This is a genomic window from Pantoea sp. JKS000250 (assembly GCF_003201065.1).
Classification (GTDB): domain Bacteria; phylum Pseudomonadota; class Gammaproteobacteria; order Enterobacterales; family Enterobacteriaceae; genus Pantoea; species Pantoea vagans.
The window spans coordinates 196,696-211,350 of record NZ_QICZ01000002.1; the positions used below are offsets into that span (position 1 = coordinate 196,696).

The window sequence follows — 14,655 nt, forward strand, 5'->3', positions numbered from 1 at the left end:
GTTATTCTCGCAGTCACCGCAACCACATTAGTCGGCTTACTGACCTGGCTGGTGGTCTCTCATATGGCGGCGTAACCCGATCCAGGCGAAGCGGCCCTGCCGTCTCGTTAAAATAAGATTACGAATATTAAAAATATTTTTATCCCGGTGGCGATAAGCACCAGGCTAATGACGCCTTAACGCTTATTAAACCGCAGTGAAATAGCTGATGTTAAGGCGAATAAAATGATTAAACGCAAGGTTATTCCCGTTTTTCTCTGTTGCTTATTTATGACAGCGTGCGATGAAAAAAAAGAACCGGACGCGCCACCTCCCCGTGTAATAAAAGTTTTTACCCTTGAGCCGGACATTGCGCAGAATATCCGGGTATTTCCTGCACGTATTCAGGCCGGAGACAATACCGACCTGGCTTTTAAAAGGGCGGGCCAGCTGGTACAGCTGGATATACGTGACGGAGCGCCCGTGAAAGCGGGGCAAATTCTTGCCACCCTGAACGACGCGGATGCGAAACTGCGGGTACGCGATCGTCTGACGGCGCTGCAGCTGGCGGAGCGGCAATTTCAGCGCTTTAACACGCTGGCCCAGCGCAGCGCCGTTTCAAAATCGGAAATGGATGTGCAGCGAGCTAACCGCGATGCCGCCGCTACCGCACTGAAAATTGCGCAGGAAGAGTTGCAGTTTCTTACCCTGCGCGCGCCGTTTGATGGCGTGATTGCCAGAGTGCAGGCGCGTAATCATCAGGTGGTGGCCGCAGGACAGCCGATTGCGCTGCTGACCCGGGCCGATTTGCTCGACGTGATCTTCACGCTGCCGGAAACCCTCTTCACCAGCCTGGACATCCAGAATATTCACTATCAGCCGGAGGTGCAGTTTAACGCCCTGCCCGGTCGCTTTTTCACCGCGCAATACAAAGAGCACACCAGCCAGACCGACGCTGCCACGCTGACGTATCAGGTGGTACTGACCATGCCGCGTCCTGCTGATCTGCCTGGCGTTGCGGGTCTCAGCGGCTCAGTGCGCGTTAAGCTGCACCACCTGCCGAATGCCCCTGCGCAGCCACGGCTGGTGGTACCGGCGGCTGCGGTGTTCAATCCCGACCGTAGCCCGACTAACCAGCCGCACGTCTGGCTGGTTGAGCAGGATGGCGAGGCGCTGCGCATTAAAGATCGCCCCGTCGAAGTGGGTCGTCTCACCGCGCAGGGTATTGAAATCGTCAGCGGGCTGCAGCCTGGCGACCGCATTGTTGCTGCCGGTGTGGGTGAGCTGCGTGACGGTGAAGCGGTGCGCATCTGGCAGCGTGAGCGGGGGTTATAATGCGTATTCAGGAGCACTTCCTTGATAAACCCATTCGCATCTGGATGGTTATTCTGCTGCTGGGCGTGGGCGGTATCTATGCCCTGCTGAACATTGGCCGCCTTGAGGATCCGCTGTTTACCATCAAATCGGCGGTGATTGTCACCCACTATCCTGGTGCGTCAGCCCAGCAGGTCGAAGAAGAGGTGACTCTGCCACTGGAGAATGCGCTGCAACGCCTGCCCTCACTGGACAATGTCACCTCCATTTCAGGCAATGGCCTGTCGCAGATTACCGTCAATATCCATACCCGCTATCTTGCCGATCAGCTGCCGCAAATCTGGGATGAGCTACGCCGTCGCGTCGGCGATGCGGCCCGGCAGTTTCCGCCAGGCGTGCAGGCTCCGCTGGTTAACGACGACTTCGGCGATGTTTATGGCTACTTCTTCGTCATCCACGGCAAAGACTTTACGAACAGCGAACTGCGTAACTATGCCGATCAACTGCGGCGCGATCTCGTTCTGGTGCCCGGCGTGGCGAAAGTCGCGGTAGCGGGCGTTGAGCAGGAGGAGGTCCGCATTGCCCTTTCCGCCAGCAAAATGACCGCCTATGGCATGACGCCGCAGCGCATCGCCGATCTGCTGAACCGGAATAACAGCGTTGCCAGTGCTGGCACGCTGCGGGTCGACAGCGAATCAATCCGTTTTCACCCTACCGGCGAGCTAAAGACACTCGACGACCTGGCGAATCTGCCCATTCTGCCTGCGGGCAGCCCGCAGAACGTGCATCTGCGCGATATCGCCACCCTGACACGTGGCGTGACCGATAATCCTGCCAATATCTACTTTGCCGATGGTGAAGCGGCACTGGCAATCGGCATTTCATTTGCGCCTGGCGTCAACGTGATTGATGTCGGCGACGCGCTCTCCGCCCGTATAGCGCACTATCAGCAGGATACTCCCGCCGGGATCAGCCTGAAGGTGTTCTACAACCAGGCGCATGAGGTGAAACAGTCTGTTGATGGCTTTATCCTCAACTTCCTGATGGCGCTGGCGATTGTGGTGGGAACGCTGCTGCTGTTTATGGGCCTGCGCAGCGGCATGGTGATTGCCGCGTCACTGGCACTTAACGTGCTCGGCACGCTACTGATCATGTACCTGTTTAAACTGGAACTGCAGCGGGTGTCGCTGGGCGCGCTGATTATTTCGCTCAGCATGCTGGTGGATAATGCCATCGTCGTTGTCGAAGGGGTGAAGATCGACCACCAGCGCGGACATCCTTTACAGCAGGCGATTTCCCGCATGGTGCGCCGCACTGCCCTGCCCCTGCTGGGTGCCACGGTGATCGCGATACTCGCCTTTGCACCGATTGGCCTGTCGCAGGACTCAACTGGCGAATACTGTAAATCGCTGTTCCAGGTGCTGCTGATTTCCCTGATGCTGAGCTGGGTAACCGCACTGACGCTGACCCCGGTATTCATCAACTGGAGCGAGAAACGTCGTGGCGCAGCGAAGCCCGCAAAAACTGACATCTCCGATCCTTATCAGGGCATCGTTTTCCGGCTCTATCGTCAGACGCTGAGCGGCCTTTTGCGTTTTCGCTTGATCACGCTGACGGCGATGGTCGCGCTGCTGGCACTGTCGCTGTATGGCTTTACCCTGGTGAAGCAGAACTTTTTCCCCTCATCCAGCACGCCGGTCTTTTTTACCGATCTCTGGCTGCCCTATGGCACCGATATCCACTACACCGCAGATACCGCAGCGGAAATAGCCCGGTTCATTAATCAGGATCCGGACGTTGCGGCGACGGTCACCACCGTGGGCCAGGGCGCACTACGCTTTACCCTGACCTATGACGCGGCGCGCCAGTACAGCAACTTCGCCCAGATTATGGTGCGGGTTAAGGATGGCCGACAGCTGGATGCGCTGGCGCTGAAAACTGAGAATTATATTCAGCAGAACTTCCCGCAGGTGAATCAGCGCATCAAACGTATTCAGTTTGGCAGCGCCAGTGACAGCGCGATTGCCCTGCGGGTAACCGGCCCGGATCCGGAAGTGCTGCGTCACATCGGCAGCCAGCTGGATGCGATTTTTCTGGCGGATGGCTCGACGTTCCCGGTACGCAACGACTGGCAGGAGCGCAGTAAAGTGATCCGCCCGGTTTATTCCGCACTGCGTGGTCAGGAACTGGGCATTGATAAACGCGATATCGATCAGGCGCTGAGAATGAATTTCAGCGGCGATGCCGTAGGCATTTTCCGGGACGGATCGCGGCTGATGCCGGTGATGCTCTATCCGGCAGATGAAGAGCGGCAGAGTATTGATCACATCGAAAACATTCAGCTATGGAGCGCTGCCCTGCAGCACTTTGTGCCGCTGAGCAATGTGATTTCTGACTTCCGGCTGGAGTGGGAGAATCCGCTGATTATGCGTCGTGACCGTACGCGCGTGCTGACGGTGCAGACAGACCCCGATCCCGCCTCAGGATTAACCTCCGCGCAGGTGGTGGCACGGGTTCAGCCGCAGATCGATCAACTTAAGCTGCCGTCGGGCTACCGGCTTGAGTGGGGTGGCGAGATGGAGAGCTCACGTGAAGCACAAAGCGGATTGCTGAGTTCGCTGCCGGCAGGCTTCCTGGCCATGTTCATCATTACCGTGCTGATGTTCAACTCGCTGCGTGACGCCGTCGCAATCTGGATTACCGTGCCGCTGGCGATGATTGGTGTCACCTGTGGCTTTTTGATCACCGGTATTCCGTTTGGCTTTATGGCGCTGATTGGACTGCTCAGCCTGTCAGGGATGTTGCTCCGCAACGGGATCGTGCTGATTGAGGAGATCCGACTGTTCCGGCAGGAGAAGCCGTTGCAGCAGGCAATTATTGATGCGGCGACCTCGCGTCTGCGTCCTATCCTGCTGACGGCCTTTACTACCGTACTGGGCCTGCTGCCGCTGCTGCGCGACGTCTTTTTCCAGAGCATGGCGGTGGTGATTATTTTTGGTCTGGGATTCGCGACGGTGCTGACTCTGCTCGTACTGCCGGTGATCTATCGCTGCTTCCACGGACGGGAGGCGCACGGTGAATAAGGCCGGGCTGGCAATGCTGAAGACGCTGGCCTGTATCACCGCCGTGTCGTTTTTCACGCTGTATCAGAGTTACGACAGCTATCATTACGACGTTAATCTGACGCTGAATGTGCTGAGTTTTATCTCGACCATTGCCACACCGCTCTATTTTCTGCTTAGCGGCTATCTCGACGCGGGCGAGCTGCACACGCCCGCGTGGCAGCTCGGCAAAATTCGCCGTATTCTGCTGATTTTTATCTTCTGGTTCAGCTTTTTCTGGTTTGCCGGGATGCACCACAAAGGCTACCTGATCCAGCCGTGGTTTGTGATTGCACTGATTGTCATTTACGTCTCGCATCCGCTAATCGACTGGCTGATTCAGCGGCCTGGCGTAATGGCAGCAGGGATTTTGCTGTTGCTGGTGCTGGCCTTTGCTTATGACCTGCTCGCCAGCCTCTATCCGGGCCAGCGGGCCTTTTCGCTGCTGCCACAATACCGAATCTGGACATGGGTACTTTATTACCTCACCGGCCGGCTGATGGCCGCACCACGTGTGATGCAGTTACTGACATCACCCAGAGTGATAAAGGTAAGCCTGCTGCTGCTGCCCGCGGTGTATCTCTTTACCTGGCTGTATGAACGCTATTACTTTATTGCGCGCTTTCTGGCGACCCACAACGACGTAGTGCTGACGGGCTCACAGGTTTATCTGCTGGTGGTGCTGATCGTGATCAGCATTAACGCTATCCGGCTGCCGGAAAAAGCCCAATGGCTGACCACATTTCTGACCACCCTCGGCAAAACCATGACCGGCGTTTATATCCTGCATTACCTGATTTTTGGTGTGCTGGCGGCTGCTATCCGCATTCAGACCCTGGGCGACAAACTGCTGGTCATCGCCCTGACGCTGATCTTCTCAATGGCGCTGTCACTGCTGCTGTTGCGCATCCCCGGCGTCCGTAAGCTGATCAGCCTGTAGTCGCCGCGCGGCATGCTCCGTTGCAGCACGCCGCGTGGCGATGAACTCAGCCATTTTCGCCCGTGCCTGCGCCACCTCCTCGGGCGGCGCGGTCTGCGGCGAGCCGCAGGAAAACGGCGGTTCGGGGTCATATTCCATCTGCAGCTGAACGGCTCGGGCAACGGCGTCCCCGGCGATTTCCGCCACCAGCGTCAGGGCGAAATCGATGCCGGAAGTGACGCCCGCGCCGCTGATACGGTTGCGGTCACGCACCACCCGCTGATTCACCGGCTCCGCGCCCAGCAAAGCCAGTTGGTCGATGGAGCTCCAGTGTGAGGTCGCACGGTACCCTTTCAGCAATCCGGCAGCGCCCAGCACCAGCGAACCGGTACAGACCGACGTTACCCACTGCGCCTGCTCAGCCTGCCGTCGCAGAAAATTCAGCGTTTCCTCATCCGACATCAGGGCAATCTGCCCTGGTCCGCCCGGTACACAGATCACATCCAGTAACGGACAATCGTCAAAGATAGCAGTCGGCAATATCGACAGGCCGCGATCGGAGCGCACCGGCTGACGATCTTTCCAGATCAGATGGCACTCCACGCCAGGCGTGCGTGCAAACACCTCCCACGGGCCGGTTAAATCGAGCTGGGTAACATCGGGGAAAAGTAACAGACCAATCTGTAGCGGACGATTCATGCGTGAACTCCGGCGGGTGATGAGTGACCATCATGCCGTGATGCCCGGTCAGATAGCAATTATGAATGCCGGAGACGCTTTATAGCGTCTCCATGAGAGAAAGTGGCGGAAGAAGCCTCAGGCCACGCCGAGAAAACGCAGCAGCGCGGTCATTGCTGCCGCCCCCAGAATAATGACAATCAGGGGTGCCCGACGCCAGGCCAGCAACAGAGCAAAACCCACACCTGCCACCCGTGCCACACCGGCAAAGTGCTGGCCTTCAAACAGCGTGGTGGTTGCCGCGACGGCCAGCAGGAGCACCGTGGCAGCGTCGGAGAGCATCTGCTGGGTACGCTCGCTAATCGGAAGACGGTTTCCCAGCCTGACGCCGGCAAAGCGCATCAGATACGTTCCGGCGGCCAGCATGGCAATCCCGGCGATGATCAATCCCTGGTGCGTCATTTGCGCGATCTCCATGTCAGCAGGCCCAGCAGCGAGAAGAGCACCGGCATGCCCGCCGGAACCAGCGGCGTCGCCAGCAACGAGAGCAGTGCGCCGACGGTGGCAGGGATCCGGGTCCGCCGCTGTCGCAGCGCCGGGAAGATCAGGGCAATCAGGATCGCCGGAAACACCGCATCCAGTCCAATCACCGAGACATCGGGAATAAACTGGCCAATCGCCGCCCCAACCATAACGCTCACCGGCCAGATTAAGCCGATACCGATGCCGCACAGCCAGTAGGCGCTGCGACGCTGGGCCAGCTGTGGTTGTGAGATACCAAACACCACGCTTTCATCATTCATGATGTGACAGCCAAACCAGCCCTGAGGCCCCTTTCCAACCAGATCTTTGACCGCAATGCCAAAAGGCAGATGACGCGCATTCACCAGCAGGCCCGCGGCAGCCGCGGTAAAGGGACTGCCGCCACCAGCCACGATGCCGATAAACAGAAACTCAGACGCGCCTGCCAGCACCAGCGTTGACAGCGCCAGCGGCACCCAGAGCGGAAACCCATTGGCGGAGGCCAGCGAGCCATAGGATAAACCGACAATTCCATCAGCCAGGCAGACCAGAAAAATCGCTTTGATCACCCCTTTGTCCAGCAACTGCATTTGCGGAAAAAGCATCACTCTGTCTCATAATGAACGTATAATCCGATATAATGAACACCTCAACATCGTTTTACAAGACGAACAAATTGTTCGGTATAAAAAACTTTTCGTTTATCAGGAGTGCGTTTGAATACCCCTATCAGCATCATTGCCAATGCCTTAGTGCGTGAACGTCAGCGATCCGGCCTGTCACTGGCTGAAGTCGCGCGTCGCGCCGGTATCGCCAAATCAACGCTCTCACAGCTGGAGGCGGGTAATGGCAATCCGGGCATTGAGACGCTGTGGTCACTGTGCGTGACGCTGAATATTCCGTTTTCACGGCTGCTGGAGCCGGATGCGCGTCGTCTGCAGGTGATCCGCCGTGGAGAAGGTCTGACGGTAACTGCGGATCTGGCAGACTATCAGGCGGTTTTGCTGGCATCCTGCCCGCCCGGCGTCCGGCGTGATATCTATCTGCTGGAGGTTCAGCCTGGCAGTGAGCGCATTTCACAGCCCCATATTCCCAATACGATTGAGCATATTATTATTGCTAAAGGCCGGGCGCTGGTGGGTCCGGTGGACAGCGCGGTAGAGCTGGATGTGGGTGATTACATTACCTATCCGGGCGACGAGCTGCATATCTTTCGGGCGCTGGAAGCCGATACGCTGGCGCTGCTGGTGATAGAGCACAGCTAGTTACCGCTCAGCAAGCTTCTGCCGGGTTTCTGCGGGTGTGAGGTGCGTAATCAGCTGCACCTTATTGCTCAATCTGATCGCCGGATAATGCTCGCGCATCCCCTCCAACAGCACCGCATCCGGCCATTCGTGCTCTTTCCCCAGCTTCGCAGCGACCTCGTTTAAGCGCAGTGTGTCGATCCGTGTCACCCAGACGATCACCGTGTCGGCTTCATCCTGCTGATTGACCAGCCTCAGCGGGCCGGTGGCGATATCGCCCTCCTGCCAGCGTATCGTGGAGGTTTTCTCGCCGCGTCTGACGACGGGCATCAGACGGGGAACAAGTGTAAGTTGCTGCATTTCCTCTCCTTTTTTAAAACCACTTTGAGAACTGCCACAAAATCAGAAATCCGGATTGAAAACAGTGTTATTAATGTTATGTTATAACATAACCATTTAACCTCATCTGACAGGTAACAGTATGACACTCTCTTCTCTGATATCCGGCGATCCACGTCTGCCGGTTGCCGTTCTCTCCGGTTTTCTGGGGGCCGGTAAAACCACGCTGCTCAATCATATTCTGAATAACCGTGAAGGACGACGGATTGCAGTCATCGTCAATGACATGTCTGAAATCAACATTGATGCGGCCCTGGTGCGCAACGGCGACGCACAACTGTCACGCACTGATGAAAAGCTGGTCGAGATGAGTAACGGCTGCATCTGCTGCACGCTGCGTGAAGATCTGCTGCTGGAGGTGAAACGTCTGGCGCAGGCTGGCCGCTTCGATCATCTGGTCATTGAATCGACCGGCATTTCTGAACCCCTGCCGGTGGCTGAAACTTTTACGTTTGAAGACGAAGCGGGTGAAAGCCTCTCAGCCTATGCCCGGCTGGATAGCATGATTACCGTGGTGGATGGCTTTAACTTCCTGCGCGACTACCGTTCAGTCGATGATCTTCAGTCTCGCGGCGAGTCGCTGGGCGAGCAGGATGAACGATCGGTGGTGGATCTGCTGGTGGATCAGATTGAGTTCTGTGATTTGCTGGTGCTGAACAAAACGGATCTGCTCAGCCCGGCGGAGCTCCATCAGCTACAGGGTATGCTGCGTGCGCTCAACCCACACGCTCGTATGGTGAACAGCGAGTTCGGGCAGGTTCCGCTGGACTTTCTGCTGAATACCGGCCGGTTTGATTTTGACCGGGCAGCGCAGGCCCCGGGCTGGCTGCAGACCCTGCGCGGCGAGCATCAGCCGGAATCGGAGGAGTATGGCATTCGCAGCGTTGTCTATCGCGCGCGTCGTCCTTTCCATCCTCAGCGTTTCTGGGAGGTTGTAAACCACCAGCTCGACGGCGTGATTCGCTCAAAAGGTTATTTCTGGCTGGCCACCCGGCCCGAATTTGCGGCAATGTGGTCGCAGGCGGGCGCAGTGGCTCGCCAGGGTTACGCCGGGCGCTGGTGGGTCAGCGTGCCGCGAGACAACTGGCCACAGGATGCAGATTCGCTCAATTTCATCGCTGAGCAGTGGCAGGAAGGTACCGGCGATGCGCGTCAGGAGCTGGTATTTATCGGCATAGATATGGATGAGCAGCACATTATTGCCGCGCTGGATCACGCACTGCTGACGCCTCATGAGATGGCTGCAGGGCCGGAGCACTGGGTTACGCTGGACGATCCGGTGCCTGCCTGGTTTGATGAGATGACCGCCTGACGCAACGGTTGACCGCACACTGTCGCTCCGCAATAGTAAAACGTCCCGGCGGGTGGCCATCACCCGCTAATTTCTGTTCAGGAGAAGCCGGATATGCCACAACGTATAGCTGTTATCGGTGCAGGCGTGCTGGGTTTAGCCGTCGCGCAGTCATTGTCCCGCCGGGGCGCACAGGTCACTGTGTTCGACAAAAGCTTGCCTGGCAGTGGCACCAGCCAGATTAGCTACGCCTGGGTCAATGCCAACGGCAAAGAACCCGGCCACTATCATGAACTCAACGCCCAGGCGATAAACGAGCACAAGCGATGGCAGGCGAGCCACCGTGCATGGCCCCGCTGGCTGCTTGAAACCGGCTCGCTGGAGTGGGCAGCCGATGAATCATCCCTGCGCCAGCTAACGCAGCGCGCAGCAAAGCTTGCTACGCTCGATTACCCCGTTGAGAAGCGTAGCCGCGCTGCGTTACTGGGTGCCCTGCCCGGACTGCGGCTCGATCCCCGCATTCAGCACGCGTACTTTTTCCCTTCGGAGTGCCTGCTTTATCCCAGCCTGTTCATCGCTTCTCTGCTTGCCGACCTGCGCGCCAGTGGCGGTCAGCTGGTCTGCAACAATGAGGTGACCACGCTGACTGAATCAGGTCGGCATGTGCATCTGACGCTGGCCAGTGGTGATGAGTGGCACGGGGATCAGCTGGTGCTGGCAACCGGTCGCTGGGCACCTGAGCTGATCAGCCAGTGTGGACTCGAACTGGCGATGACCGATGCGAACCGCGCCGATCCTGTTGCCTGCAGTTTTCTGGCGCAGACAAAGCCCTTGCCGATCCCGCTAAACTGCAATCTCATTACCCCGGAACTGAATGTGCGGCCGGATGGCGGAGGACGCCTGATGCTGCAGGCACTGGATCTTGACCAGCATGCCGATCCGTCACGCCCCGCTTCTCCGGATGGGCTGACTGGCAAAGAGATGCTGCGTCGGTTGCGTCGACTGTTTAACAATGCGGAAGGAGCGAGAATTGAGCGGATTGAAACAGGACAGCGATCGCGTCCGGCAGATGGATTGCCCGCACTGGGTTACATCAGTGACTCAGCACGCGTTTATCTGATGGTCAGCCATAGTGGCATGACCCTTGCCCCGTTACTGGGCAGACTGGTGGCTGAGGAGATGCTGAGCGGTACACCTTCACCGATGCTGAGTAGGTTTACCCCGCATCGGTTGCTGCGTCCGCTCAGTAAGGTCGTTAAAACCGCGCCTGCCTATCTTCCGGCAGCGCAGTAAAAACTAGCGGCGATTCTTCCACACGGTCTGCACGTTACAGAATTCGTGAACACCAAAATGTGACAGCTCACGACCATAGCCGCTTTTCTTCACGCCGCCGATGGTCACCCGCGGATCGGATGCGCCGTTACCATTTATAAATACGGCCCCGACTTCCAGCTGCAGCGCCAGCCGATCGGCAGTTTCTTCGTTACCGCTCCAGACGGTAGCACTGAGGCCAAATTCGCTGTCGTTAGCGATCTCCAGCGCATGCTGCGGATCCCGCGCGACGGCAATAGCCGCGACCGGACCAAACAGCTCCTGCTTAAACGCGGTCATGGTACTGGTAATATCAGCGAGAATGGTTGGCGCATAGTAGTTACCCTGCCCTACCACCTTCTCACCACCCAGCACCAGCCGCGCACCTTCACTAAGGGTTGCTTTTACCTGACCGTCGAGTTCGTCGCGCAGATCGGCGCGTGCCATCGGACCCAGGAAGGTATTTTCATCCAGCGGATCGCCCATTTTCAGTGCCTTCACCGCTGCAGTGAAGCGTTTTTCAAACTCTTCCGCGATGGGGGCTTCCACAATAAAACGTTTGGCCGCCATGCAGACCTGTCCGGTATTCTGGAAACGTCCGATTACGGCAGATTTCACGGCTGCATCAAGATCGGCATCGGCCAGCACGATAAAGGGATCGGATCCACCCAGCTCCAGCACCGTTTTCTTAAGCGCTGCACCCGCCTGTGCTGCGATTGCCGCACCCGCCCGCACGCTGCCGGTTACCGCGACGGCCGCAATGCGGTCATCTTTAATCGCGACTGAGACACCGTCGTTGTCGACGTTGATCAGGTTAAAGCCACCTGATGGCAGATCGGTTGCTGTGAAAAGCTCAGCCATCAGTGTGGCGCTTCCCATGACGTTAGGGGCGTGTTTCAGCAGATAGGTGTTACCTGCCAGCAACATGCTGACTGCGCCCCGCAGAACCTGCCACAGGGGGAAATTCCATGGCATGACAGCCAGGATCACACCGACAGGACGGAATCGCTGCCACGCATCGGCAATCTGAGTGGGCTGATCGGCCAGCATCGCCGGGCCATGTTCTGCATACCAGTCACACAAATTTGCACATTTCAGTACTTCAGCGCGAGCCTGTGCAATGGGTTTACCCATCTCCAGCGTAATCATGCGCGAAAGATCCTGTTCTCTCAGCCGGATCTGTTCGCCGAGCTGACGCAATACGCGCACCCGGTTACTCATACTGCTGCGCTGCCATGCTGCAAAAGCGGAAGCGCTTTCTGCCAGCGTCTTTTCCAGTTCTGTGCTGTTATGCAGAGGATAGCGTGCCAGAATTTCGCCTGTTGCAGGGTTACGTGATAGGGCATGTTCAGTCATGGTGCTGTTTTCCTCATTCGTTCAGTGATTGAGAAACGATACGCGCTGTAGTTAATGATGAAAAATGAATAATAGTGAGGAAGTTGTTTATTAATCGAGAATGTCTGAATTGCAAACGCGGTATACAGGAAGCGTGAGGGATCTCTGAGATGTAGCTGCGATTACGTCACCTGTCCGTGAGTCTGAAACTGATGTCTGATAAGCAGTTATCCACTTATACAGTGACACGATCCTAAAAAACGATCCTTAATAGATCATAGAGAGATCCTAAGAGATCCCCGATCGTCGCAGGCCGCACCCCGCAAGGGCTCAAAGGGTGATCGCGTTCACTATAATCAGTAAAGTGTTCACTGCAATCAGTACTTTATTCACTGTACCAGGTAGAATGTTCACTGTAAACAGTGCTAATGTTCACTGTAGTCAGAAAACGATCCCTTTCATCCACAGAATGAAGATCCTACGCCATGGCAGATAAAGACAACGAAAACAAAGCGTTACTTGAACCTTTTCTGTCAGTGACCAAAAACAGTGGTGAAGTTATTCAGCTTCATCCCAACAAGAATAATACCGTTCAGCCGGTGGCACTGATGCGTCTTGGACTGTTCGTTCCGACGCTGAAATCAACCGCACGGGGTAAATCCGGTGCAATGGCATCAACGGATGCGACGAAAGAGCTGAAGAATCTGACATTGGTAAAGGCGGAAGGCTACGAAAAGATTACCATTACCGGCGCACGGCTGGATATGGATAACGATTTCAAAACCTGGGCAGGTATTATTCAGTCTTTTTCGCGCTATCCGACTAAAGGTGATACCGTCACACTGCCGTTTATCGATTTTGTGAAGATGTGCGGCATTCCCTCTGCTAACTCGTCTGCCGCACTGCGTAAGCGTCTTGATGCCTCTCTGCGCCGCATTGCAACTAACACGCTCTCTTTTGAAGGCAACGGCAAGGCGTATCATACCCACCTTGTCCAGTCAGCCTATTACGACCGCGAAAAAGATATTGTGCGGATTCAGGCGGATCCCAAACTGTTTGAACTCTACAACTTCGATCACAAGGTACTGCTGCAGCTTCGTGCAATATCCCGCCTTAAGCGTAAAGAGTCTGCACAGGCGCTTTATACTTTCCTTGAGAGCCTGCCGACCAATCCGGCACCGATATCACTGGCACGCCTGCGTATGCGCCTTAATCTCGGCTCTAAGACCACCACGCAGAACCATGTGGTGCGGCGTGCAATGGAGCAACTGAAGGAAATTGGTTATCTGGATTATTCAGAAGTGAAGCGTGGCCGCTCAGTCTTTTTCATTATCCATAGTCGCACACCTAAGCTTGATGGCATCGGTAATCTGGAGAGCATCGATTCGCTGGACGAGATCGAGTTTGAGGATTAACTCCTGACGTTCACTGTAATCAGCATTTCTGCGTGGCAGTGTCACTTTTACCGTTGAAAGTGATATTGCGCCCTTCCTCTCACATTCACTGTAATCAGTACTCCATCTCTGTTCACTGCAATCAGTAACGTTCACTGTAATCAGTAGACGGGGCATGTTTTAGAATCATACTCTTCTCCCCTCTTTTCCTGTCGTTATATACCATAAGGCTTATGAAGTAAGTGCGTGCTTACTTACTAACTGGTTAGCCCCTTCCAGGATCGGCTTTGCTGATTATAGTGAACGTTCTGGTTCAGGCAGGACAGCGTCTCTTTCTGCTGATTCCCGTTGAGCACTTTACTGATTACAGTGAATGACTGCATTCACGTTCAACACGGCCGGCGTGCGTCCTGTATTGAGGCGCTTTAACTTATCAGTATTGCCAGCGTGACACTGTTACTGATTACAGTGAATGTTTGCCGATTGGCATCATCAGAGCTCCGGCGTGCAGCGGATTCCCCTGTCGGTTACTGATTACAGTGAACGTTGTAGCGCGGAGCTGTCTTCACCACGGCGATCCTCAGGAATGCTGCTTTGCTGATTACAGTGAATGCTTTGCTGAGTATAGTGAATGATAGCTGAAATTTGACGCAACGCTTTGCCGCTTTACTGTTTATAGTGAACATTCGCGGGAAAGTTGTGGTGACATAACTCATGATCAGGCGATTATGTCTGCTGGCCTGAGCGTTGCCAGAATCGAAGTGATATCTGCGTATCGTAACCTTACTGTCCGCTATTCCCGTCGAAGTGAACTGACGCTTATGCTGATTACAGTGAATGTCTGGCCAGCAAGGATCTTCTTTTACTGACTATAGTGAATGTTCGATCTCCCCTCGTTACTGATTACAGTGAACGTTATCGGACTGTCTTGTTCATCCCTGTCGATCCATTCTGGCTCCCAAACTGTAGTTGCCTGTTATCTCATCAGCTTCCGGTGCTTTTATGAACCAGACAGGATTTATTCTCTTCTCACTACTGACTACAGTGAACGTTTACTCAGTTCGGCTTTCTGTCCTGCTAACTGATCAGCGAGTTTACTGATTACAGTGAACGTGATTGCTGCCTGGGTATCTGCAATGGCATTACTGATTACAGTGAACGTTTGGCT

The 14,655-nt window shown here is 55.6% G+C and carries 12 protein-coding genes; 7 read left to right on the forward strand and 5 right to left on the reverse strand.

From position 1 onward, the window contains the following. Positions 1-225: 225 nt before the first annotated feature. The 3 genes from BY447_RS20730 to BY447_RS20740 are packed head-to-tail and all read left to right on the forward strand — an operon-like array spanning position 226 to position 5,334. Complete coding sequence (locus BY447_RS20730) at positions 226-1,314, forward strand: efflux RND transporter periplasmic adaptor subunit (RefSeq protein WP_110332082.1); 1,089 nt, start codon at positions 226-228, stop codon at positions 1,312-1,314. Continuing rightward, positions 1,314-4,376: an efflux RND transporter permease subunit gene (locus BY447_RS20735; RefSeq protein ID WP_110332083.1), complete on the forward strand. Its 3,063-nt coding sequence runs from the start codon at positions 1,314-1,316 to the stop codon at positions 4,374-4,376. The genes BY447_RS20730 and BY447_RS20735 overlap by 1 nt, the downstream gene beginning before the upstream one ends. After that, positions 4,369-5,334 (forward strand): acyltransferase family protein, encoded by a 966-nt coding sequence (locus tag BY447_RS20740; protein ID WP_110332084.1) that lies wholly within the window; start codon positions 4,369-4,371, stop codon positions 5,332-5,334. Before BY447_RS20735 ends, BY447_RS20740 begins: the two co-directional genes overlap by 8 nt. Here the strand turns inward: BY447_RS20740 and BY447_RS20745 are convergent. From BY447_RS20745 to BY447_RS20755, 3 genes are all read right to left on the reverse strand, one after another. Then, positions 5,284-6,012 carry a DJ-1/PfpI family protein gene (locus BY447_RS20745; protein ID WP_110332085.1) on the reverse strand — a complete coding sequence of 243 codons (729 nt, stop codon included), beginning with the start codon at positions 6,010-6,012 and terminating at the stop codon, positions 5,284-5,286. The genes BY447_RS20740 and BY447_RS20745 overlap by 51 nt on opposite strands. A gap of 117 nt (positions 6,013-6,129) precedes the next feature. Beyond that, entirely contained in the window at positions 6,130-6,453 is a 324-nt protein-coding gene (locus BY447_RS20750; protein ID WP_013195981.1) for an AzlD domain-containing protein, read from the reverse strand. Next, on the reverse strand, positions 6,450-7,118 hold the full coding sequence (locus tag BY447_RS20755) for an AzlC family ABC transporter permease (RefSeq protein WP_199226960.1): 669 nt from the start codon (positions 7,116-7,118) through the stop codon (positions 6,450-6,452). Before BY447_RS20755 ends, BY447_RS20750 begins: the two co-directional genes overlap by 4 nt. Positions 7,119-7,229: 111 nt before the next feature. Between BY447_RS20755 and BY447_RS20760 the strand changes: the two genes are divergently transcribed. After that, complete coding sequence (locus tag BY447_RS20760; RefSeq protein ID WP_013195979.1) at positions 7,230-7,778, forward strand: helix-turn-helix domain-containing protein; 549 nt, start codon at positions 7,230-7,232, stop codon at positions 7,776-7,778. On the opposite strand, the gene BY447_RS20765 is transcribed toward BY447_RS20760, so the two are convergent. Continuing rightward, positions 7,779-8,117, reverse strand: coding sequence for an ASCH domain-containing protein (locus BY447_RS20765; RefSeq protein ID WP_110332086.1), 339 nt, complete (start codon positions 8,115-8,117; stop codon positions 7,779-7,781). 121 nt (positions 8,118-8,238) lie between these two features. Between BY447_RS20765 and zigA the strand changes: the two genes are divergently transcribed. Beyond that, positions 8,239-9,468, forward strand: coding sequence for a zinc metallochaperone GTPase ZigA (zigA, locus tag BY447_RS20770; protein ID WP_110332087.1), 1,230 nt, complete (start codon positions 8,239-8,241; stop codon positions 9,466-9,468). 93 nt (positions 9,469-9,561) lie between these two features. Then, positions 9,562-10,740 (forward strand): NAD(P)/FAD-dependent oxidoreductase, encoded by a 1,179-nt coding sequence (locus BY447_RS20775; protein ID WP_110332088.1) that lies wholly within the window; start codon positions 9,562-9,564, stop codon positions 10,738-10,740. A gap of 3 nt (positions 10,741-10,743) precedes the next feature. Here the strand turns inward: BY447_RS20775 and BY447_RS20780 are convergent, their stop codons facing one another. Continuing rightward, entirely contained in the window at positions 10,744-12,114 is a 1,371-nt protein-coding gene (locus tag BY447_RS20780; RefSeq protein WP_110332089.1) for an aldehyde dehydrogenase family protein, read from the reverse strand. 464 nt (positions 12,115-12,578) lie between these two features. Here BY447_RS20780 and BY447_RS20785 point away from each other — a divergent pair, with 464 nt between their 5' ends. Next, positions 12,579-13,508 carry a RepB family plasmid replication initiator protein gene (locus BY447_RS20785; RefSeq protein WP_003855845.1) on the forward strand — a complete coding sequence of 310 codons (930 nt, stop codon included), beginning with the start codon at positions 12,579-12,581 and terminating at the stop codon, positions 13,506-13,508. The last annotated feature ends 1,147 nt before the right edge of the window (positions 13,509-14,655 follow it).

Excerpts from the sequence above, each read along its gene's own strand:
- BY447_RS20730 (WP_110332082.1), top strand. The coding sequence starts at position 226 with ATGATTAAACGCAAGGTTATTCCCGTTTTTCTCTGTTGCTTATTTATG.
- BY447_RS20735 (WP_110332083.1), top strand. The coding sequence starts at position 1,314 with ATGCGTATTCAGGAGCACTTCCTTGATAAACCCATTCGCATCTGGATG.
- BY447_RS20745 (WP_110332085.1), bottom strand. The coding sequence starts at position 6,012 with ATGAATCGTCCGCTACAGATTGGTCTGTTACTTTTCCCCGATGTTACC.
- BY447_RS20750 (WP_013195981.1), bottom strand. The coding sequence starts at position 6,453 with ATGACGCACCAGGGATTGATCATCGCCGGGATTGCCATGCTGGCCGCC.
- BY447_RS20755 (WP_199226960.1), bottom strand. The coding sequence starts at position 7,118 with ATGCTTTTTCCGCAAATGCAGTTGCTGGACAAAGGGGTGATCAAAGCG.
- BY447_RS20765 (WP_110332086.1), bottom strand. The coding sequence starts at position 8,117 with ATGCAGCAACTTACACTTGTTCCCCGTCTGATGCCCGTCGTCAGACGC.
- zigA (WP_110332087.1), top strand. The coding sequence starts at position 8,239 with ATGACACTCTCTTCTCTGATATCCGGCGATCCACGTCTGCCGGTTGCC.
- BY447_RS20775 (WP_110332088.1), top strand. The coding sequence starts at position 9,562 with ATGCCACAACGTATAGCTGTTATCGGTGCAGGCGTGCTGGGTTTAGCC.
- BY447_RS20780 (WP_110332089.1), bottom strand. The coding sequence starts at position 12,114 with ATGACTGAACATGCCCTATCACGTAACCCTGCAACAGGCGAAATTCTG.
- BY447_RS20785 (WP_003855845.1), top strand. The coding sequence starts at position 12,579 with ATGGCAGATAAAGACAACGAAAACAAAGCGTTACTTGAACCTTTTCTG.